Source organism: Bacillus sp. es.036 (assembly GCF_002563635.1).
Lineage (GTDB): Bacteria > Bacillota > Bacilli > Bacillales > Guptibacillaceae > Guptibacillus.
Genome location: NZ_PDIZ01000003.1, coordinates 420,852 through 442,386 on the forward strand (window position 1 = coordinate 420,852; position 21,535 = coordinate 442,386).

Annotated in this window: 24 protein-coding genes; 12 read left to right on the forward strand and 12 right to left on the reverse strand. The window is 39.2% G+C overall.

Annotation, left to right across the window (positions count from 1 at the left end; translation table 11 throughout):
* Nucleotides 1-71: 71 nt before the first annotated feature.
* From ATG70_RS20965 to ATG70_RS20980, 4 genes are all read left to right on the forward strand, one after another.
* Complete coding sequence (locus ATG70_RS20965; protein WP_098446392.1) at nt 72-641, forward strand: TlpA family protein disulfide reductase; 570 nt, start codon at nt 72-74, stop codon at nt 639-641.
* Nucleotides 642-753: 112 nt separating this feature from the next.
* Nucleotides 754-942, forward strand: a complete 189-nt coding sequence (locus ATG70_RS20970) for a hypothetical protein (RefSeq protein ID WP_098446393.1) — start codon at nt 754-756, stop codon at nt 940-942.
* 258 nt (nt 943-1,200) lie between these two features.
* Entirely contained in the window at nt 1,201-2,100 is a 900-nt protein-coding gene (locus ATG70_RS20975) for an EamA family transporter (protein WP_098446394.1), read from the forward strand.
* 67 nt (nt 2,101-2,167) lie between these two features.
* The gene (locus tag ATG70_RS20980) at nt 2,168-3,247 is read left to right on the forward strand and encodes a mechanosensitive ion channel family protein (protein WP_098446396.1); all 1,080 of its coding nucleotides are present in this window, start codon (nt 2,168-2,170) and stop codon (nt 3,245-3,247) included.
* 38 nt (nt 3,248-3,285) lie between these two features.
* Here the strand turns inward: ATG70_RS20980 and ATG70_RS20985 are convergent, their stop codons facing one another.
* Nucleotides 3,286-4,251, reverse strand: coding sequence for a bile acid:sodium symporter family protein (locus ATG70_RS20985; protein ID WP_098446397.1), 966 nt, complete (start codon nt 4,249-4,251; stop codon nt 3,286-3,288).
* Between the two features lie 171 nt (nt 4,252-4,422).
* Here ATG70_RS20985 and ATG70_RS20990 point away from each other — a divergent pair, with 171 nt between their 5' ends.
* From ATG70_RS20990 to ATG70_RS21015, 6 genes are all read left to right on the forward strand, one after another.
* On the forward strand, nt 4,423-5,826 hold the full coding sequence (locus ATG70_RS20990; protein ID WP_098446399.1) for a SpoVR family protein: 1,404 nt from the start codon (nt 4,423-4,425) through the stop codon (nt 5,824-5,826).
* A gap of 3 nt (nt 5,827-5,829) precedes the next feature.
* Nucleotides 5,830-6,402: a hypothetical protein gene (locus ATG70_RS20995; protein WP_098446400.1), complete on the forward strand. Its 573-nt coding sequence runs from the start codon at nt 5,830-5,832 to the stop codon at nt 6,400-6,402.
* A gap of 70 nt (nt 6,403-6,472) precedes the next feature.
* Entirely contained in the window at nt 6,473-7,186 is a 714-nt protein-coding gene (locus ATG70_RS21000) for an alpha/beta fold hydrolase (protein WP_098446401.1), read from the forward strand.
* 253 nt (nt 7,187-7,439) lie between these two features.
* Complete coding sequence (locus ATG70_RS21005) at nt 7,440-8,792, forward strand: TrkH family potassium uptake protein (RefSeq protein WP_098446632.1); 1,353 nt, start codon at nt 7,440-7,442, stop codon at nt 8,790-8,792.
* A 518-nt stretch (nt 8,793-9,310) separates the two neighbouring features.
* Nucleotides 9,311-9,526: an alpha/beta-type small acid-soluble spore protein gene (locus ATG70_RS21010; RefSeq protein ID WP_048313244.1), complete on the forward strand. Its 216-nt coding sequence runs from the start codon at nt 9,311-9,313 to the stop codon at nt 9,524-9,526.
* Nucleotides 9,527-9,601: 75 nt separating this feature from the next.
* Complete coding sequence (locus ATG70_RS21015; protein ID WP_098446402.1) at nt 9,602-9,850, forward strand: hypothetical protein; 249 nt, start codon at nt 9,602-9,604, stop codon at nt 9,848-9,850.
* A 35-nt stretch (nt 9,851-9,885) separates the two neighbouring features.
* On the opposite strand, the gene ATG70_RS21020 is transcribed toward ATG70_RS21015, so the two are convergent.
* The 10 genes from ATG70_RS21020 to ATG70_RS21065 form a co-directional block, all read right to left on the reverse strand.
* A complete protein-coding gene (locus ATG70_RS21020) occupies nt 9,886-10,545 on the reverse strand; it encodes an amino acid ABC transporter permease (protein WP_098446404.1) in 660 nt (219 codons plus the stop codon).
* Complete coding sequence (locus ATG70_RS21025) at nt 10,538-11,329, reverse strand: transporter substrate-binding domain-containing protein (RefSeq protein WP_257147827.1); 792 nt, start codon at nt 11,327-11,329, stop codon at nt 10,538-10,540. The genes ATG70_RS21020 and ATG70_RS21025 overlap by 8 nt, the downstream gene beginning before the upstream one ends.
* A 174-nt stretch (nt 11,330-11,503) precedes the next feature.
* Nucleotides 11,504-12,601 carry an ABC transporter ATP-binding protein gene (locus ATG70_RS21030; RefSeq protein WP_098446405.1) on the reverse strand — a complete coding sequence of 366 codons (1,098 nt, stop codon included), beginning with the start codon at nt 12,599-12,601 and terminating at the stop codon, nt 11,504-11,506.
* A gap of 163 nt (nt 12,602-12,764) precedes the next feature.
* Nucleotides 12,765-13,655: a PucR family transcriptional regulator gene (locus tag ATG70_RS21035; RefSeq protein WP_098446407.1), complete on the reverse strand. Its 891-nt coding sequence runs from the start codon at nt 13,653-13,655 to the stop codon at nt 12,765-12,767.
* Between the two features lie 113 nt (nt 13,656-13,768).
* Complete coding sequence (locus tag ATG70_RS21040) at nt 13,769-13,948, reverse strand: hypothetical protein (RefSeq protein ID WP_098446634.1); 180 nt, start codon at nt 13,946-13,948, stop codon at nt 13,769-13,771.
* An 84-nt stretch (nt 13,949-14,032) separates the two neighbouring features.
* Nucleotides 14,033-14,251 (reverse strand): DUF5342 family protein, encoded by a 219-nt coding sequence (locus ATG70_RS21045; protein ID WP_098446408.1) that lies wholly within the window; start codon nt 14,249-14,251, stop codon nt 14,033-14,035.
* Nucleotides 14,252-14,295: 44 nt separating this feature from the next.
* Nucleotides 14,296-15,459, reverse strand: coding sequence for a YheC/YheD family endospore coat-associated protein (locus ATG70_RS21050; protein ID WP_098446410.1), 1,164 nt, complete (start codon nt 15,457-15,459; stop codon nt 14,296-14,298).
* Nucleotides 15,456-16,829 (reverse strand): YheC/YheD family endospore coat-associated protein, encoded by a 1,374-nt coding sequence (locus ATG70_RS21055; protein WP_098446411.1) that lies wholly within the window; start codon nt 16,827-16,829, stop codon nt 15,456-15,458. Before ATG70_RS21055 ends, ATG70_RS21050 begins: the two co-directional genes overlap by 4 nt.
* Nucleotides 16,798-17,886 carry a YheC/YheD family endospore coat-associated protein gene (locus ATG70_RS21060; protein WP_098446412.1) on the reverse strand — a complete coding sequence of 363 codons (1,089 nt, stop codon included), beginning with the start codon at nt 17,884-17,886 and terminating at the stop codon, nt 16,798-16,800. Before ATG70_RS21060 ends, ATG70_RS21055 begins: the two co-directional genes overlap by 32 nt.
* 12 nt (nt 17,887-17,898) lie before the next feature.
* On the reverse strand, nt 17,899-19,257 hold the full coding sequence (locus tag ATG70_RS21065) for a YheC/YheD family endospore coat-associated protein (protein WP_098446414.1): 1,359 nt from the start codon (nt 19,255-19,257) through the stop codon (nt 17,899-17,901).
* Nucleotides 19,258-19,384: 127 nt separating this feature from the next.
* On the opposite strand from ATG70_RS21065, the gene ATG70_RS21070 reads away from it, so the two are divergent.
* Together ATG70_RS21070 and ATG70_RS21075 are read left to right on the forward strand one after the other, a co-directional pair.
* Nucleotides 19,385-20,527: a DUF445 domain-containing protein gene (locus tag ATG70_RS21070; protein ID WP_098446415.1), complete on the forward strand. Its 1,143-nt coding sequence runs from the start codon at nt 19,385-19,387 to the stop codon at nt 20,525-20,527.
* A gap of 83 nt (nt 20,528-20,610) precedes the next feature.
* Nucleotides 20,611-20,979 (forward strand): YlbF family regulator, encoded by a 369-nt coding sequence (locus ATG70_RS21075; protein ID WP_098446416.1) that lies wholly within the window; start codon nt 20,611-20,613, stop codon nt 20,977-20,979.
* A 150-nt stretch (nt 20,980-21,129) separates the two neighbouring features.
* On the opposite strand, the gene ATG70_RS21080 is transcribed toward ATG70_RS21075, so the two are convergent.
* Nucleotides 21,130-21,351 (reverse strand): hypothetical protein, encoded by a 222-nt coding sequence (locus tag ATG70_RS21080; protein WP_098446417.1) that lies wholly within the window; start codon nt 21,349-21,351, stop codon nt 21,130-21,132.
* Between the last annotated feature and the right edge of the window lie 184 nt (nt 21,352-21,535).

Genomic DNA, 21,535 nt, shown 5'->3' on the forward strand with positions numbered 1-21,535 from the left:
GCTTTTAGTTCTATTTGCATGAATGGATAGAGATGATTGCTTTTACGTTTATTTGAAAAAAGGAGGAGCAAATGAAACGTCTAAGAATAGGAATCGTTGTTGTTCTTGGTTTTTTGGCGTATAGTCTCTATTCTTCTCATCAAGAGAAAGAAGTGAGCGATCCAGCTCAAATGCAAGCTGCTGAAGTAACGTCTAATGCTCATGAAATAGGAATTGAAGAAGGAAATCGTGCACCTGATTTTACATTATATTCGCTTGAAGGGAAAGAAGTGAGCCTTTCAGATTCCAAAGGAAAGGTTACCTTTATTAATTTCTGGACCACCTGGTGTCCACCATGTAAAGAAGAAATGCCTGATATGCAGGAGTTTTATGAGGAAGATGGGAAAGAGTTTGATGCGGAAATCTTTGCGGTTAATCTTACAACGAATGAGTCATCCTCACAGGTTGTAAAAGATTTTGCAAGGAAAAATAATCTTACTTTTCCTATTTTATTGGACACAGAGGGAGAATTAATGGAAACATTCGCGACCATTACAATTCCTACTACTTATGTTATTGACAAAAATGGTATAATCATGAAGAAAGTGATTGGTCCTATGAGTAAAGAAATGATGAACGATTTGACATTCTCTGCTCGATAAAGTGATCACTAGTTGGTTATCTATGTCTTGTTGTTCGTTCCTTTGTTCTTTTTAGAAGACAATTTTAGGAAACACCGAGGATAAACAGTTGACACATAAGGGGGAGTGAACTGTGACAAATCTAGGATTTGGTGTAATGCTATTTGTTATACTCGGGTATGTCCAATACAGTTGGATTTATGAAACAGTAGATGGAATTGGGTACGAATTCAAATCAAAATGGTCTTACATATCGATGTCAGTGTTTCTGGGTGTGTTAGTTGGCTACTTCATTACAACTGGTCTTTATCAAGCTTATTAAAAAGAGTTATTAATTTTATTAAGTTTGAAAGAATATGTTTCCGTTGACGTTTTGTAAAATAGCACTTATGCTGTACATTGTATACTAAAACCAGCCCAAAGATGGCTGGACGGCGATTTTTCTGAGAGACCGATCTCTCATTTTCATCGCCCTCTGTTGATTAAATCGACAGGGGGCGATTTTTTATTGTTTACACACAGTAATAAGCTCTTTCTGAAGTTGATATTAAGAAAAGTGGAATGAATGGGGGATTCATAAATGTGGAAGTATGTATTGCTTGTTTTAGCTGCTGGATGCAGTCTGGGATCACTATCAACAATTACAAAAATAGGGATTACAAGAGGATTTTCTGTTGGAGAACTTTTAGCAGGACAGTTTGTCATTGGGTGGTTGATCTTACTTGTTCTACTTCTAATCTTTAAACAAAAGCCAAGTTTTAAAGGAGCTAAATTTTTGTTGATTGGCGGGGCTATGATCGGATGTGTTTCCATATTTTATACGCTTGCTGTCTCGAAGCTTCCAGCTTCCATTGCTGTTCTGCTTTTGTTCCAATTTACATGGATTGGTATTGTCATTGATTCCTTGTATCAAAAAAAATGGCCAGATTTAAAAACGTTTTTTTCCGTTAGCATTCTTCTTATCGGGACGATTCTAGCGAGTGGAATTATTGGAAGTGAGAAGTTAGCTTATGATCCAACCGGAATCATATTAGGGCTTTTATCAGCAATTTGTTTTGCCATGTACATTTTTATTATGGGCAAAACTTCAGCAGAAGTTCCTGCAATACAGAAAAGCTTTTTCATGGTGACCGTCGCAGGAGTTCTTGTGTTAACGACATTTTCTCCAGAATCTCTTCTACATGGTGGGCTATCGTTAGAATGGACGCTGTTTGGTTTCTTCTTAGCGATCCTTGGGAATATATTTCCTGTTCTTTTTATGGCAATAGGTGTACCGAAAGTTGGTTCGAGTGTTGGAACAATCCTTAGTTCTTCAGAGCTCCCCGCAGCAGTGTTTCTCTCGGCTATCATTCTCCATGAAGCCGTTCATATGATTCAATGGTTTGGCGTCTTTCTCGTTCTTGCTGGCATTGTCATTTCCCAATGGGATGTTTGCGGTGAAAGTAAATCCAAAAAAAGTAGTATAATTTTAGATAACTGACAAATAGAAGAAAATGAAAACGAATGTATATCTTTATAACCTATTTTTGTAAAGGGGAAATTGCGTAATGGATTTGTTACGTATTGATGACACCTGGATTCAGCTTGGAATTGCCATTGGAATCTTCCTTCTTTTTCTATTAATGAGGAAAATTTTCGCGAAGTATATTTATAATCTCGTTCTTAAATTAAGCAGAAAATCTTCTAATGAATTTTTCACACATCTTTTTTTAGCATTTGAAAGACCGCTACGAATGCTATTTGTGATTATAGGATTAAATATTTCTGTTCGATATGTTTCTTTTCTTGATCATCATAATGAACTCTTCAAAGACATTATGAGTTCATCGTTAATTTTCTTAGCGGCTTGGGGACTGTATAACTTATCCTCAGCTTCTTCATTGTTTTTCCAAACGATGAACACGAAATATAATTTAAAAATTGATCAACTTCTAATTCCATTTCTATCAAAAACGCTCCGTCTCTTAATTGTTGCCATGACGTTCAGCGTCATTGCTGGAGAATTTGGTTATGATGTGAATGGGTTTATTACAGGGCTTGGACTAGGAGGATTAGCCTTTGCTCTTGCAGCAAAAGAAACGATTGAGAACTTCTTTGGTGGCATTGTGATTATTACAGAAAAGCCATTCTCAATTGGGGAATGGATTAAAACGCCTAGTGTTGAAGGGGTCGTTGAAGACATTACGTTTAGAAGTACGAAAATCCGTACGTTTGCTCAAGCGCTTGTTACCGTTCCAAATGCGAGACTAGCTAATGAAAATATTACAAACTGGTCAAAAATGGGGAAACGTCAGATTACGTTCCATGTTGGTGTCACGTACAATACGCCTTCAGAAAGACTTGAAACGTGTATTACTCGTATTGAGAAGATGCTTCGAGATCATGATGAAATTCACCCTGAAACGATCTTTGTTTCTTTTGATGAGTTTAATCATAGTAGCCTTGATGTTTTTCTTTATTTCTTTACAAATACGACAACGTGGGGCGATTTTTTAAATGTGAAGCAAGACGTGAACTTTAAAATTATGAAAATCATGGAGGAAGAGCAAGTTTCCTTTGCGTTCCCTACGCAAACACTCCATGTTGAAAGTGCACGATCTCATGAAGAAGAGAAAATGTATAGCTAAAGAAGAAGGCAGGTCTCCATTTGAGACCTGCCTTTTTGCTATGCGCTTCTCTTTGATAAAACGTTTTGTTCTTTAGTAGCCGGCTTCCTTTTACTCCAGATGGTAGCAAGAATAGGACCGGATATATTATGCCATACACTGAAGATGGCACTCGGTACGGCCGCGATTGGATTAAAATGAGCTGCTGCGAGTGCTGCTCCAAGACCCGAATTCTGCATCCCAACTTCAATAGAGATAGCTCGTTGATCCCGTTCATTAAGTCGAAATAATTTTGCGAGAAAATAGCCAATGATTAGGCCGAGCAAGTTATGAAGAATAACAATGGAGAAGATCAACAGTCCTGTCTCTGCGATGCGGTCCTTGCTTGCGCCTACGACTGCAGCCACAATGGCGACGATAGAAATGACCGAAACAAGGGGTAACGCTTTTACACTTTCAGCAACTTTTTCTTTGAAAATAAGCTTTACGATAACGCCAAGAGTGATTGGTATGACGACCATTTGGAATATCGATAAGAATAGATCTCCAGCTGAGACCGGTAGCCACTGACTCGCAAATAATAAAACGAGTGCAGGCGTTAATAAAGGAGCAAGTAGTGTTGAGACAGCTGTAATGGCTACGGATAAAGCTGTATTTCCTTTAGAGAGATAAGTGATCACATTGGAAGCTGTTCCGCCAGGACAGCAGCCGACTAGGATGACACCTACAGCAACTTCAGCGGGTAACTGAAATAGAACCGCTAGAGCGTATGCGAGTAATGGCATAATGATGAACTGTGCTGCCACCCCAATGGCAACACTTTTTGGCTGCTTCACCACTTCTTTAAAATCATTGGTAGAGAGGGTCATCCCCATCCCAAACATGATAACGCCTAGTAGTATGGTTATGTAAGAAGTAATCCACGTAAATCCTTCAGGATAAATAAAACCTAACACTGCAAAAAGAAGTACCCAAACTGCAAATGTATTTCCCGCAAAGCGACTTGCCTTTTCAAGAGCTTTCATTCAACCACATCCTTAGAAATTTTAACCTTGATTATACGCTTATTCAAACAATTTTCAATACTATCTGAAAACTTATTCAACTATTTTTCCATAACGATTTTCTTCCCCCTAATCATGAACCTACTTGTCCGGTCATACATATTAGTAAGCAATATATTAGGAGGGAATGACATGTCTACAGAGAAAGAAATCTTTTATGCCATAGAAGAGATTACGGAGATCGCAAAAGGGTTCGGACTCGATTATTACCCAATGCGTTATGAGATATGTCCAGCAGATATTATTTACACATTCGGAGCATATGGAATGCCAACGCGGTTCTCTCATTGGAGTTTTGGAAAACAGTTTCATAAAATGAAGCTGCAATATGATCTAGGACTAAGTAAAATCTATGAGCTTGTTATTAATTCAGATCCTTGCTATGCCTTTTTATTAGATACAAATAGCCTCATTCAAAATAAGCTTATTATTGCTCATGTATTGGCGCACTGTGACTTTTTTAAGAATAATGTTCGTTTCTCAAATACACGAAGAGACATGGTGGAAAGTATGACGGCCACTGCTGAGCGTGTTGCTTATTATGAACATCATTATGGGAAAGACGAAGTAGAAAACTTCCTTGATGCCGTCCTCTCCATACAAGAACATATAGATCCTTCTATCATGCGCCCTAGACTAACTTATAATTATCAAGACGATACACCAATTCCAGTGAAACATGATTCACCATACAATGATTTATGGTCAATCGATAAGGATGATTCTGCGGACGAGCCAACTCCAAAGAAAAAGAAGAAATTCCCTCCACAACCAGAAAAAGATCTTCTTCTTTTCATTCAGGAATACAGCACGGAGCTAGAAGACTGGCAACGAGATATTTTGACCATGATGCGAGAAGAAATGCTTTATTTCTGGCCACAGCTTGAAACAAAGATCATGAATGAAGGATGGGCAAGTTATTGGCACCAGCGTATTCTGCGCGAAATGGATTTAACGACGGATGAAGCAATTGAATTTGCTTCTTTAAATGCTAATGTTGTGCAGCCTTCACGCACACGTATTAATCCTTACTACCTGGGGCTTAAAATTTTCGAGCATATTGAGGAAGTCTACGATAACCCAACGGAAGAGATGAGGCAGCGGGGATTCGAGCCTGGGAAAGGGCGAGAAAAGATGTTTGAGGTCCGTGAAGTAGAAGCTGATATTTCATTCATTCGAAATTATTTAACGAAAGACCTCGTCCACAAAGAAGATTTATATTTATTTCAGAAAAAAGGGCGCGATTATAAAATTGTAGATAAAGAATGGGAGCATATTCGCGATCAACTTGTGACAATGAGAGTAAATGGCGGCTTTCCTTATTTAACTGTCAATGACGGAAACTATATGAAAGCTGGCGAAATGTATCTTCACCATTCTTTTGAAGACACAGAACTTGATCTTCAATATCTAGAGCGCGTTATTCCTTATATTTATCAGCTTTGGGGGCGTCCGGTTCATATGGAAACAAAAGTGGAAGATAAAGAAGTTCTTTTTTCATATGACGGAAAGAAATTACATCGAAGGTATTTGTAGGCCTTGGACATCCTGAGTCATTTAAATGATCATTTCTGGACTTATCTTCTCTTTATTACGGTCGCTGGCGCATTAGGAGGAGTTGGGAATATTCTTATCTCAGGTGAATTCCAGCGTTTTCGTAAAGTAATCAATTACGAAAATCAAACAGTTTACTACAGTCTAGGGTCTATAAAAGAGCCGTTTGTAGGAGCTATTGGCGGTATTTTAACAACGCTTTTGTTTATCGAAACAGCTTCAGCTCAGTATTTGTTATACTTAGCACTGCTCACAGGATTTGGGAGCAGTGCTTTTCTAAAGCGATACGTGGATCAAAAAACAGATCAAATTATTGATCAAAATAACAGTGCGATTCAAAATGAAAATATTCAAATGTATGCTGTGAAAAATGAAGCAGACGGGTCAAAGGTAAAAGGAATTATGAGTCCATCACCTGTTTACTTAACGGAAGAAGAAATAGAACGTCTCACAAAACTTCAAGCAAAAGTGGGTGAAGCGGTAGGTCCGAAAGAAGCAAAACTGTATCAGTGTGAAATTAATTCGCTTCTAAGTCAAGGCAAACAGCGATCGTTTTAGGTGTCTCTTGTCGAAGTATGAGATCTATCGTATGATATATGTGATTATGCACATATGAAGGGGATCTCATATGAAAAAAGTGATAAAACGAATCAGCCTTATTGTTTTATTGTTAGTAGTGGTCCTGGCGATCGCTTTCTTTTTCTGGGCGCGCTCTGCATATGAACCAACGAAAGAAGCGCTAGCTTATATGGAAAAATCAAATGAAAATGAATTAACTTTTGGATCAACAGACGCAGATAAAGGGATTATCTTTTATCAAGGCGGCAAAGTAGAAGAAGAAGCCTATGCGTACCTAGCGCACCAGCTTGCTGAGAAAGGTTATTTTGTTGTCATCCCGAGACTAACGTTAAACCTCGCTATTCTGGATGGCGACGAAGCTACGAGTATTATCGATCGGTATAGCACGATCGATAATTGGTACATTGGTGGTCATTCACTAGGTGGTGCTGTGGCTTCCTCATTTGCAGTCGAACATCCCGATCGCATACAGGGGTTGTTTTTTCTCGCTGCTTATCCGATTGAAGACATGTCTAACTTAGAGATGCCAACTTTAACAATATACGGGGAGGATGATGGAGTAGCTGCCTTATCTGACCAAAAGGCAAAAGAGAGCTTGCTATCTTCTCAAGCTGTCATCCATATAATTGAAGGCGGAAATCATGCGAATTATGGTATGTACGGTGAGCAAAAAGGAGATAATCCTGGATCACTTACATCGGAACAACAAATCGATGAAACTGTGCAAACCATTTTAACTTGGATAGAAAAGGAACAAAAATAAGAAGCTGTCACTGACAGCTTCTTATTTTTGTGAGGTTTTTTAGTTCGGATAAAAGGAATAAGGAATAGAAGGTAAGAAGATTCTCAATAATGGAGGATATAGGAAAGAGATTGACAGAAAACGTATATGGGTTAAGATAGGGAATGTAATTATCTAACCCTTCATATGAGTTCAACTCCTAACTTTAAATTATGGAACAAATGGTTAGGAGCTCTCTGAAAAGTTTGTATTATATGAAAAGGCTGTGGATGCTTTGTTAAGATCTCGATTTCGACGAATCCGATTAACGTCTGTTCAGTTAATCGTTTTGTTTTATTTAATAGCGGTAACGGTTTCCACTTTCTTAATTGGTTTACCGATTGCCCATAAACCTGGTGTGCAGCTTTCCTTTATTGATGCGCTATTTACAGCCGTTAGTGCGGTAAGTGTAACGGGTCTTTCTGTTGTATCTATTGCGGATACGTTCAGCGTGCCAGGAATCTTTATCATTGCGGCAGTCCTACAAATCGGCGGAATTGGTATTATGACGCTCGGTACATTTGTTTGGCTTGTCATGGGCAAGAAGATTGGGTTGAAAGAAAGACAGTTGATTATGACAGATCAAAATCAATCAACCCTCGCAGGCCTAGTGCAATTGATGAAACAAATTCTTGGCTTGATTTTCATTATAGAAGTGGTTGGAGCTCTTGTTCTCGGTACGTATTACCTTCGCTTCTTTGAAACCTGGCAGGAAGCCTATTTACAGGGGTTCTTTGCCTCTGTTAGTGCAACGACAAATGGTGGCTTTGATATAACAGGTAGCTCGCTTCAGCCGTTCGCTCAAGACTATTTCGTGCAATTTATTCATATCTTATTGATTGTGACTGGAGCAATAGGGTTTCCAGTTTTAATTGAAGTGAAAAACTTTTTGTTTTCTAGACAAAATAGTTATCGCTACAAATTTTCTTTATTTACAAAACTAACTACAATGACGTTCTTTGTGTTAGTTGTATCAGGTGCTATTCTGATTTGGGCTTTTGAAGCGACGACCTTCTTTGCGGATAAAAGCTGGCATGAATCGTTTTTCTATGCCATGTTTCAGTCGGTAACTACTCGTAGTGGGGGACTCTCAACGATGGATGTGAATCAGTTTCAGGAGCCTACACAGCTACTATTATCTGCATTAATGTTTATTGGTGCTTCCCCAAGCAGTGTTGGAGGAGGAGTTCGAACAACAACCTTTGCAATTGTACTACTTGCTATTTTCTTCTTCGCAAAAGGCGGGACATCGATCAAAGTTTTTGGACGAGAATTGCATCATGAGGACATTCACAAAGCATTTGTCGTCTTCACCGTAGCCATTATCGTATGGAGCTGTGGAATTATTATGCTCTCATTCTCAGAACCATTTCCGATTGTGGCGATTATTTTCGAAGTCTCATCAGCATTTGGTACTACTGGTTTATCAATGGGTGTAACACCAGGATTAAGTACGTTTGGTAAAATTGTAATCATGTGTTTGATGTTTATCGGAAGAATTGGGATTCTTTCGTTTCTCTTCCTTATTCGAGGAACGGTTCTTCGTGAAAGATACCACTATCCAACTGAACGAGTTATTATTGGATAAAAGCAGGTGGCCTAGTGCCACTTGCTTTTTTGTGTACAGTCTTTTTGGTTTTGTCCTCGTTCACTGTTTTGATGAAATAATTTGATTTTAGCGGAGATATTGTTCATTGCCGCGGAGAGAATAAAAGTATCGAGGAAATTATAGAAAAGTGGAATTAGGCTCTAGCGCTTTTCGAGGCTAAACGGGCGCTTCGGCTTTTCTTGGTCTAGCTGCGACTCGCAGAAACTGCGATATTTCACTCTTTCACCAGAACACAAAAGGCGTGTTCTAGTTCAAGGGTTCCAATATCTCCGTTTCTAAACGCTCGTCTGTGCTTTTCGTTAGATCCAGCTGCAGTGGGCAGACACTCGGTCACTTCACCTTTTCATCCGAACACAAAGACCGTGTTCAAATGAAAAGGCTCCAGTGCCTGCCGTGTCTAATCGCCCACTTCCGCTTTTATGGACTTATTTACCAAAAAATATTGGTATATAAAAATCGGGATTTCACAAACTAGTTGTACAAAGGAGGTGATTGACATGGCTCAACAACAAAGCAGACAAGGAAGCTCTAACAACCTTGTAGTACCTGGTGTGGCTCAGGCTATCGACCAGATGAAGTATGAAATCGCTACTGAATTCGGAGTGCAACTTGGTCCAGATTCAACTTCTCGCGCTAACGGATCTGTTGGTGGAGAAATCACAAAGCGTTTGGTTCAAATGGCTGAACAACAGCTTGGCGGTTACCAAAAATAATTTTATACCATGGCTGTAAGGGGTGGATTCGTCCATCCCTTCTTACGTGATTTATCCATAGAAGGAGGAGGCTTTATGTCTTTTGAATGTCCGCTCTGTAATAGCTTTGCTGCTATTGAGCTTGTTTGTCAGGTATGTGAAGATAAGTTAACGGATAAGGGAAGAGAAGCGGAGTATTATGATGAATATAGTGCATATGAGCCTATTGAATCAATGAAAAAAGCGGACGGATATAAAAGCAAAGCGCATGAATGCCCCCATCTTCTATCTTGTCCAACGTGCGGATGGAATGACGTCTATTTAATCGAAGAATGGATTACATAGCAAAGAGCTGCCGGTTAGGGCAGCTCTTTATCTTATTAAGAGGATGGAATATACAATTTCTTCTCAAGAAAACTTTGGATGAGATTAAGAATCGTCGTAAAGAACCAGTAAATGAAAGCTGCCGTTAATAAGATTGGTAAGACTTTAAAGTTTGATGCAGCAATCTGATCTGCATTATAGGTTAATTCTGAAATCGTCAGTACGGAAGCAAGAGAAGAGGCTTTTACGATATCAATTAAAGAATTCCACACGGGTGGAATCGCTCTTCTCCAAGCTTGAGGTAAAATGACTTCTTTGTAGATTAACGATTTTTTCATCCCGAGTGACATCGCAGCTTCCCACTGTCCTTTTGAGAGGGAGAGGATGGCTGCTCGGAATGATTCAGAGATATAGGCTCCAAAGTGTAAGATAAGGCCAGTGTATGCGGCTTGCCAGGCTGTTAATTGGATATCAACAGAGACAAGACCATAATACAAAATAAATAATTGGATTAGTAGTGGAGTGCCTCTAAAGAACGAGACATATAATTTTGCTAACCCAGTCGCTATTTTACTTTTAGAAAGACGCAACAATGCAATCATTAATCCAACGAATAAAGCACCAAAGATGGAAAAGAAACTAAGAAGAAGTGTATTCTTCGCCCCTTCAAGGAGAAAGGGCAAAGAATTAATTAACACATCAGTTGTCTCACTCACTTACGTTCTCTCCATCAAAATATTCTTTTGAAAGGTCTGCGAGTGTTCCGTCTTCTTTCATTTCCTTCAATGCATCATTGATCTTGTTAACCAAATCTTCATTTCCTTTTGGAAGTGCAAATGCCATTTCCGTTTTGTTGAATGTTTCTCCAACGCCTTTTACTTTATAATCCTGCTCAGGCAGTTCCGTTAAAATAAAGAGACGGTCATTCATCGCTGCTTCAATGTTACGTTCGTTACTAAGATCTGTAAGAACCTGGTTTGCGCCTTTGTAAATTTTTGTTTCAGCTCCTGCTTCTTCAGCAGCTTGTGCGTAGTTACTTCCCTGTGTGGTTCCAACTGTTTTTCCTTCAAGGTCCTCGATGCCTTTAATATCTTCATTATTCTCGTTGACGATCACTTGTCCACCAGAATAAGTATAAGGCTCAGTAAAGTCGAACTGTTCCTTCCGTTCGTCGGTAATGGTCACCTGGTTCGCTACCATGTCGATACGCTCAGTTTCAAGAGAAGAGAGAAGACCTTTCCATTCAATTGCTTTGAATTCTGCTTTCATTCCAATACGATCGGCTACTTCTCGGGCAACCTCTACATCGTAACCAGTGATTTCATTATTGTCATCACGATAGCTAAATGGTGGGTAAGTTGCTTCCGTTCCAATTAACAGTGTTTCTTTTTCATTGGAACTTCCTTCTTCGCTATTCTCTGTATTATCATTGCTACCGCAGGCAGCAAGTACAGTAAGTGTTAAGGCAAGTACCAACCCTAGCATCCATTTTTTGTTCAAAATAAAGTCCTCCTTTTAATTCCTACAAAATTGATGTGAATTATAAATTTATTGTAGTTAGCATTTGACTTAAAGTCAATCAAGAAACATTATTGACGTTAATTTACCGCTTCATGCAAAAAGACAAATAAAAAAGCTTCCTCGCTTTAAGAGGAAGCTTTTTTAGCCATTTTATTAACGAATGCGAAGTTCTGATTCAGTATCAAAGAAATGACATTTATTCATATCAAACGCAAGGCTGATATTCTGACCGTTTTGAATATCTGTACGAGAGTCAACGCGTGCTACGAAGTCTTGATCTGCAACTTTGGAATAAAGGTAAGTTTCTGCACCCATCAATTCAGCTACATCAATGACAGCACTTACTTTTGTATCCTGTGAAGACTCGATAAATACTGGCTCATCATGAATATCTTCAGGACGAATACCAAGCATGACTTCTTTGTTCAAGTATCCTTGATCACGAAGTGTTTTCATTTTGCCTTCAGGAACTTTCACTTGAATATCACCTAGCTTGAAGTAGCCATCTTCTAATGTACCGCGGAAGAAGTTCATTGCAGGAGAGCCAATAAATCCGCCAACGAAGACGTTGTCAGGTGCATCGTATACATCTTTTGGTGTTCCTACTTGTTGGATAAGGCCATCTTTCATAATAACGATACGCGTTGCCATCGTCATTGCTTCAGTTTGGTCATGAGTTACATAAATTGTCGTTGTTTGTAGACGCTGGTGAAGCTTAGAAATCTCAGCACGCATTTGCACACGAAGTTTTGCATCTAGGTTTGAAAGTGGCTCATCCATTAGGAACACTTGTGGATCACGTACGATTGCACGACCTAGTGCAACACGCTGACGCTGACCACCTGAGAGTGCTTTAGGTTTACGATCGAGCAGGCTTTCAAGTCCAAGAATACGAGCAGCGTCCGTTACGCGACGTTCAATTTCTTTTTTGTCGAACTTACGCAGTTTCAAACCAAAAGCCATGTTATCGTATACGTTCATGTGAGGATAAAGGGCATAGTTTTGGAATACCATTGCGATATCACGATCTTTTGGTGCTACGTCATTTACGCGACGATCACCAATAACGAGGTCGCCATCTGAGATATCTTCAAGGCCGGCAATCATACGAAGCGTTGTTGATTTACCGCAACCAGAAGGTCCTACAAACACGATGAATTCCTTATCTTTAATATCAAGGTTAAAGTCTTTTACTGCCTCAAATTTGTTATCATATCTTTTGTAAATGTGATTGAGTGCGATCTCTGCCATGTTAATGCCTCCTATGAAATGAACTCCTTTTGCTAGTTCTAAGTCTACTCTATGAAAACGCTGTCGTAAATTGTAAGCGTGCACAAACTTGTTCAGAGGTTTTGTGCATTTTGACCGAAAGACGTGAGAGGAAATGGGTAACGCACTAAAAAAACTGCGTCCATTAACGCAGTTCCATGGCAAGAAGAGAAAGGTAAACCATTACAGCTCCTTGAAAGCTCTTAACATCGATTCCCGTTTTTTCAATAAACTTATCGACACGGTATTGGAGACTATTTCTATGTACGTAAAGCTGTTTTGCTGCAAGGGTAATGTTTAAGTTTGATTCTAAATAAATCCGGATACTTTTTAGTAGTTCAGAGTCATGTTGAATTGGTTCCATGAGTTTAATTAAGTAATCAATGGTTTCTTCACTCGCTTCATTGAAAAGAACAGCAGGGACAATGTCCACGTGTGTGAAAACCATTTGAGAAGGCATCAGCTCTCTTCCTGTAGCAAACCATTTTTTTTCGGCTTTATAAACACGCTTTAAGTGACTGCTATCCGAATGACTTATTGTCTGACCAACAAACAAAGACATCCCAGTAAAAAAGTCAGCTGTTAGGGCTGCAGCTGTTTGTTCAAGTTCATGAACGATTTGTTCGTCTATTTCGTTAGCTTGCACGAGGACGCCTTTCCTCTCATTTTCAAACAAGAGCACGGTTTCCTCAGAAAACAAGCCAGTCATAGCCTCGATAAAATCAGAAAGATCGGATGGTGCTTCTTTTAAATAAAAATGGATATACCGGACAGGTGAATTTAGGTTAAGTTCCACGCTTGAAGCATCTTCAAAAAGGAGAGAAGCCCATTTTGCTTGAACCTCATTCATCCGATCATCTAGTATGCGAATGGATGGGAATAGGGCATTTAGAAGATCCTTCTCGCGTCCCGTAAGACGAGTTTTGCGAATCCCGAATTCTTCCCCATCAGTGGTTCGGTACCAATGGAACAGATCGGGCTGTTCGGAGGTGAGGACATAATCATTTCCATATAAATCGGCAAGTTTTGCATTCATAAGTGGTCCTCCTAGTGTACAGTTATCCTCTAGTATAACGCATCAGCTGCTTCAAATTAATAGAGAAGGAATCGAAAAGAACCTCTTCGTATGCAAGAGGTTCTTTGGTTACATTATTTCTGTTTGTCTTTATCTTTTTTTTCTACGCTTGAATAGGGCGGCTCTTGTTCCATCACGGGGATGGCTTCTTCAATTTGTGCTTGTCTGTAACTTTGATGAACGGCCCCGCCAGCCATTCCTTCATTTACCATACGGTCGATATCCATATCATACTTATCGCGGCCTTCGTACATTGAATCTTCTGTTTTTTTAGTTGGCAACCTGATTCATCTCCTTATTTCATTGAATAAGGATAGTATGCGTTCCCTTGAGGAGGATTATGAATCTTGTTCGTATACATGGAAAAGCATAAGTTCATGAATTTGAGACTGAAGTTTGTTTTGTTCCGATTCGGGTGGAGCGGGCTGGAACCATTCGAATTCTCCAGTATGAAGGTATAGCGTACGGTAATACGTTCCTTGGTGAAAAAAAGATACTTCCCATTTAGGTTTTCTTACTTTTGATCCAACGGATTTATATTGAAAGTGCGAAATCATTGTATTCCCCCATGTCCACTTTTTTATCATCATAACATAGGAAGTTAATACGCTGAATACGTTCGAAAAGATGTGGTGAGGGAACGTATAAAAGCTTGATGAATCAATGGTTCATCAAAACGCATTGGTTTTGCATTCGCTTCAAAAATCCATAGCTGTCCATCTTGATCTTTTCCGATGTCTAAAGAGCATTCGAGCATCTGTTCTTTTTCTTCGAGAACTTCAGCTGTACGAATCGCAAGCGCAGTCAGTCGCGCTTCATCTTCCTGAGTGGCAACCTTATGAAACGGAAGAATACGCCCACCTTTTGGAACGTGGGTTGTTAGTCCATTAGGTGGAGCTGCACGAACTCCAATGCCTGTGACCTGCCAGCTTTTGAACGGTTTTTGTAAAAGGACACGAAAATCATAAGCTTCTCCTTGATGTGTTGCCAGTTTAATTTTACGTTGCATGATGTAAGACTCTCCAATTTGAGCAGCAAGATGTTCTTCTAATAAGGAGAAAGTTGAAAATAAATAACTCCTTTCATGATCGATATAATGAAATCCAGTCTTTACTCTATTTAATTTAAAAATTCCTCTTCCTTTACTACCTGAAGTTGGTTTGAAGAATATGGAGTGATGTGTATTGAGAAATTTTTCTACATTTGATTCGGTAACAGATGCTGTCTCTGGAATAAAAGGTAATAATTCTTCGTTTGCTGATAAGTGAGCAAGTACATGATCTTTTTGGAAAAATGACCGATTAAAATATGGGATTCCTTTCTTCTTTAATAAGCTGAAAAAAGCGGTCACTTTATCGGAGTGCTCTTCTTCGCGGTCAGGAATCCGATTGTAAACGATGTTAGGGTACGGGAAACGATAACCTGTCCATTTTTGAGAAAAGTGATCGTAAAGATAACCAGTTATAAACGATGAGTGAATATCATCAGGTGTAAATACGTAAGAAAGTCCGCCAGAATCAGTAAGCTCTTTTTGAATGGCTTTGAATATCGTGCCATTACCACTGAAGTGATGCTTGGGGTTAGATCCTGCAAGAATTCCGACAAGAGGCCTGATGGCATCATGGGACGACTGCAATTTCATAATAGAAGAAGCAAAAGAGGGAAAGGGAGAGAGCTTATTTGGCTCTTTCCCCCAGTAAATGGATTGATAACTGCTCTGCTGATACCAGCGTTTATTTGCATGACTATAAAATAATTCAATCATACTGTCGTAACCAGTTGCTTTTCGATTGTCGATTGTGCTAGAAAGATGGCATATTCGATCGGTAACATTCTCGTTCTTGCCTCTTCTGCTTTTAATTTCGGATGGGAGAAAATACCTCTACCTGGTTTTGAATTTGCTTCAAATAAATAAATTTTCCCTTCTTTTGTAATACCAAGATCAAACCCAATTTCACCAATAAAGCCAGAGACTTTTTTATCTATCGCACGACTTAATTGAAGGGCAGCCTCCATTAAATCAGTTTCTACCTGCTTCTTTACGCCATATTCAGAAGTGAGTTCTCCAATTGTTTTAACCGTTCCGTTTGATGCCATGTGAGTCGTTAAGCTTCCTGCGCCTGCGATTTTTGCAGCAATCGCACTGACTTCCCAGTATCCCTCTTTGTTTTTGTTTGTATGAACGCGATAATCCATTGAACGGTGATGAATGCGATGTAAATCAATTCCCTGTTGAGCAATGAGACCGTCCATTCCATTTGGGTACTGCGTTTTGAGGAGCCTTGCTAGTGATGTATATCGTCTAAGTCGGTTCTCTTTATCTGTTCTGAAGCGACAATAATAATACTTTTCATTAGCTGGTTTTAAGATTTGCTGAATGCCAAGACCAAGACTTCCGTTGGCAGGTTTAATATATAGTTGCTCATACTCTTTCAACATGCTTGCGATGATCGTTGCTTTAGGACTTAGAACCGTTTCTGGTAAATAATCTTTAACGGCTTCATCTGTGCTTAATTTCTCGAACATCGTCCACTTATCAAAAAATCCAGGATTAAACCAGGGGGTGAAGTATTGCGACTGAAGTTTCTTCATTGTCGTACTGACTTGTTCAATGCTTGCTGAGCTTCGGTTTGGAAGGCGGTCGTAAACAACATCTGGGATTGGTACGGTTACTCTGTACCAGCCTCGTTTGTTATACATCAATCCTTTAATACTTCCTGTTTTCCAATCAATGTGATGCGCTCCAAAAGCAAAGCCAATAGCACCACACTTCAAGGTAGCTGACAATAATTTAGCGAAATACATACTTCTTTCCCCAATCGGTCTCATACTATCCTTTGTAAAACCTGCTGTGAAAATCCCAATTAGCGGTCCGATATGAAGTGAATTTCCCTTCTCAAAAAGATGAACAGACGTTTCTGAAGGAACACCAAGCACCTTCCATAAATCTTCTGATAGAAGGTACTCTTCTTTGTTATCCGGATGAGGAGAGACTGTGCAAAAGGATCGTCTGGAACCAAAACATAGCTGATTAGGAAAAGAAATGCGATCGACCCAACGCTTAAACAGAGAGGCTGGAACATAGAAATTCCCTTGAGAAGTACTATCCTTTTTTAATGGAAGAGTTGCCTCCATAGCAGTTAACCCCTTTCTTCTCGCTGATAAGCGAATGGCAATAGTAAAATGGAATCGTATAGTAATCTTGATGCGACCGAATGGCCTTATGCCCCGGTTTTGAATTTGCTTCAAGTAACCAGACTTTACCTGATCGATCAATTCCGAAGTCTAATCCAAGTTCAAACAATGGAGAGAAAGTTTCTTCTAAAATAGTAGCTACGCAATGAGAAAGTCGGCTGATTATTGACTCAGCTTGATGAAAGACAGACTCTGACATTAAAAGCTTTTGGTCGGTTTGAATGGTGCCACCGCTATGCAAGTTTGATACAAAAGATTCAGGGTTTCCTACACGAGTTGCCCGACCGATTTCTTCCCAGGTTGTATAGGAGGTTTTTTTCATGACCACTCTTCGATCAAACGGTCGATTATTCTGATCAAGCAAAGAAAGCCATTGCTGTGCGATATAGTCGCGCTGTTTTAAAATGCTCCTGATCATTTTTAGTAAAGAACTGGTTTTATCATAAGTATGATGAAAGATACGCCCATTATGATTGATTTGAACACCAATCTGGTCCTGGTTTTGAGTGAGTAGCATGATACCGTTACCCTGTGAACCGATAATTGGTTTTAGAATAATCTTGCCGTGTTCAGTTAGTAAATCGGATAGTACTTTAGCACACGTGTGAGGATGAAGCTTTATCGATTGTGGTATATGTCGATTTAGTAAAGGGCTTTTCTTTAAGTGTTTGTATATCTCCCACTTTCCTGGAAGCCCATGACCTAGGAAAGTGGCGTTAGATTCCGTTTTCAACCATCTAATAAAAGCTGTTTCTTTTTTTGTGGTGCTTCCGCTATGAAAGCATCGATCATAGATGAATTCCGGTACCTTAAAGTTCGTTTCCACCCAATCTTTTTGCAGTGGTTCGTATTTTAGCCCCTGTATGTGATGAGAAGAATGCTGGCTAGGTGAAAAACGATAGACGTCGAAACCTAAATCTATTCCAGCTTCACTTAATTTGGAGACGTAATCCATTTCATGTTGAAGTGAATGTTGGAGAATACCAAATGATTTCATAATCTCCCCCTTCTATAAGGATGAATACCAATGTACCAAACGGATTAGCGCTTTTACGGACGGACGGTAGGTACTTAAGGTTGTTCCCTCTGAGGTTTTTGAAGGTTTTGTGTTTACTTCAATTATCCACGGATGACCGTCTTGATCCACTGACATGTCGATTCCAAGCTCCCCAAATAAACCTTCACTCTCACGATCAATGATTTGTGAAACTTCACGAGCAAGTTCAGGGAGAATCCGCATTAGTTGGCTTTTCATCGAATCTTCAAAAGGAGCGAGACCTTCATGGAATTTTTTTAATAGAGCACCACGTGCGATATTTGAAACAAATTGTTCATTTGTTCGGGAAACTCGCGATACAGCTGATACAACTGACCATTTCCCACCAGTACCTTTTAAACATAGAATTCGGAAGTCTACGGGACATCCGTCAATATCGATGAGAGGTATGCCTTGTTGGATAAGGTAGGGAATATATTTAGATCGTAAGCGAATCGTCTTGTAGAGGTTCGGTAAGGCAGAAGATGAAATTGTTTGACTGCCATTAAAGCTAGAGTAATCAAGATGGAAGAGATTATCACTTTGACTGATTCGAAAAATATGTTTGCCCTGGCTTCCATTTAACGGTTTTAAATAAAGGATAGGATGTTTTGTAATCATGATTTCAATCGTATCAAACCCTTCTAGGAGAACCGTTTCAGGAAGATATGGAACGATCTCATCGTATAATAGGAGTTTCTGATGTACGTCCCATTTATCAAGAAATGACTCATTAAAATAGGGGATTTTCTGTTGTTGCCAATAGACTTTCAATTGTTTGATAAAATGAGAATTCTCAAGTTTTCTAGAATGGATTCGATTATAGATAACGGATGGTATTGGCAGTATCGTTTCCACCCATGTTCGTTGATTCCAAATGAATCCAGATACCTTTGTTTCATTCCAAGGCTGTAACGTATACACGTAGAAAAGAATATGATGTTCCTCGCAATACTCTGCAACTTCCTTACAAAAATCCGTATAGGATCCAAACGGATTCTCTGCTTTTGAAGAAGAATTAAGAGCAAGGCAGAAGATTGGACCAAGTGAGAGTATTTGTTTCTGATGACAAAAGCTCATGGTAATCGGAATGGTTTGATCTGGCAATGACAGGGAACGGAGGAGATCAGGTGAACAGTATACGGTATGACTTGATGGTGTATGATAGACCTTTATTGAAACGCTGACTTCAACCGCACCACATCGCAGTGGAAGGGGAGAATCCGTCAGTTTCCATTTAGAAGCGATTTTTTCTGGAATGGTTAACGTAAGTTTTGACTGGGAAGAGCTTGAATTTTCTGGTTGTATAATAATTTTTTCAGCAAGTTTCATTCAAGACCCTCGTTCAACATTTTTTGCTTTATTACCTTCCTTTAACTGGATAGGCAATAGCGGATATCGTATACTATGAAGATGAAGTTTACTATGTGAACGTGAAGGATAGAAAGGTTGAGGTATCATGTCGTCCATAATTATAACAATCCTCTTTATGATCGCTATTGGCGCAGTAATAGGTGGATTCACGAATTCATTAGCGATTAAAATGCTGTTTAGACCATATGAAGCTCGGTACATAGGTAAATGGAAAGTTCCATTTACTCCTGGTCTCATTCCGAAGCGAAGAGATGAATTAGCAGTGCAACTTGGAAAAATGGTTGTTGAACACCTTTTAACTGCTGAAGGAATTCAGCAAAAAATGAATGATCCTGTTTTCAAGTGTACGATGATTGAGTATGCACAAAAAGAAGTGTTGAAATTAGTAGAGTCTGATGAAAAAATCGAGGATCTTTTAAAGCGATTACTTCACCTCGAGAATCCCGAGCAAGAAATAAGGTTAAAAGCAAGCACGTATCTTACGAAAAAAATTGAAACCAAACTAGTGAATTTAAAAAGCAAGGAATTAGCTGAGATTCTTCCAGAGAAAACACAGGAGAGAATTGATGGCGCAATCGAACCGATTGCAGATCTTATTTTAACGAAAATCAGTGACTACATCGCTTCTTCTGAAGGAAAGAACAAACTATCTGTCATGATTGATCGTTATCTTGCTGACCGTGGAACGCTTGGAAGTATGATTAATATGTTTTTTACGAATACAAGATTAGTCGATAAGGTGCAACCTGAGCTGCTTCGTCTTTTAAAGCAAAAAGATATTCAAAATGTTATCATCACGATGCTGGAGAAAGAATGGCAATCGCTTAAAGAAACGAAATTAGAAACGTTTGAAGACAAATTCGATTCAGAAGAGCTCGTGCAAGGAATAACGAACCTTATTGTGAATGAACTTCCAATTCAGCATGTGATGAACCTAAGCCTATCAGAAGCAATAGAGCCTTATAAACAGCGTATTATTGAAGACTTTGTGCCAAGAATAGTGGATGCAGCTGGTCAGTACCTAAGTCAGAATTTGCAGCCGCTCATGGAGCAATTGCACCTTGCTGATGTAGTAAAAAGTCAGGTTGAGACGTTCTCAGTAGGACGTCTTGAAGAAATGGTTTTATCGATATCTAGGCGCGAATTTAAAATGATTACGTATCTAGGAGCAGTACTCGGAGGTATGATTGGATTAATTCAAGGCATAATCATCACCCTTTTGGGATGAATTTCGTTTCAGTCTTTGTTATAGTGGGGAAGTATAGGGTTATGAGAGCGAAATAATCCTCACTTACTAAGGAGGTAGATAGAATGGCAGAGAAAAATCTTTACGACGTAGCATACGAATTAGAAAGCGCAATGCGCGAGCATGAGGACTACACGAAGCTTAAAGAATTATACGATCAGGTAAATCAAGATGAAGTATCAAAGAAACTTTTTGATAACTTCCGCAACATGCAAATGGAGCTTCAACAGAAGCAAATGTCTGGTCAACAGATCACAGAAGAAGAAGCTCAAAAAGCTCAACAACAAGTTGAACTTGTGCAGCAACATGAAGTGATTTCCCAGTTGATGCAGCAAGAACAGCGCATGAGCCAGGTAATTCAGGACATTAACAAAATCGTAACGAAGCCTCTAGAGGACCTTTACGGTAGCTCTGAAGAAGACATTCAGCAGTAATAAAAAAACCGTTCATCTTAGGATGAGCGGTTTTTTATATGTTTTGTATCTCGTGCGTTCGGTGCTTGATTTTGGGTTTATTCGAGTGAAACGTGCGCTTCATTCGAATAAGCACAAAAACACGGAATTAGCTATAAAAGGGATAAGTGCTTAGGAAGCGTTCTCAATAACGCCAATGACTTCAAACTGAGTCGGTTGTGTAATGATCGTCTCTTCTACTGAACAATGAGGACAGTTTAATTGGTGATCCGTTTTCTTATCTTCGGCAATGATCCCTCTAAATTCATGGTCGCATTCAGAACATTTATAAATATGTGGCTCACTAAATGCTCCTGTACAGTCAAATCTGATTCTTTCTTTCCCTTTTGTCATACGTCTAAGACCCCTCTCCGTTATTGTAATACATTTGTAATAATACTAGTTTCATATTAAAACTTCCCATACTGTCACTTTTTTAAACGCTTAATTCTGATAGCGTTTTAAATCAGGTAAATTAGTGTGATAAGACAAGAGTTACGAGTCATAGAGATAAGTGGGGAAGGGAGTACTTCTATAT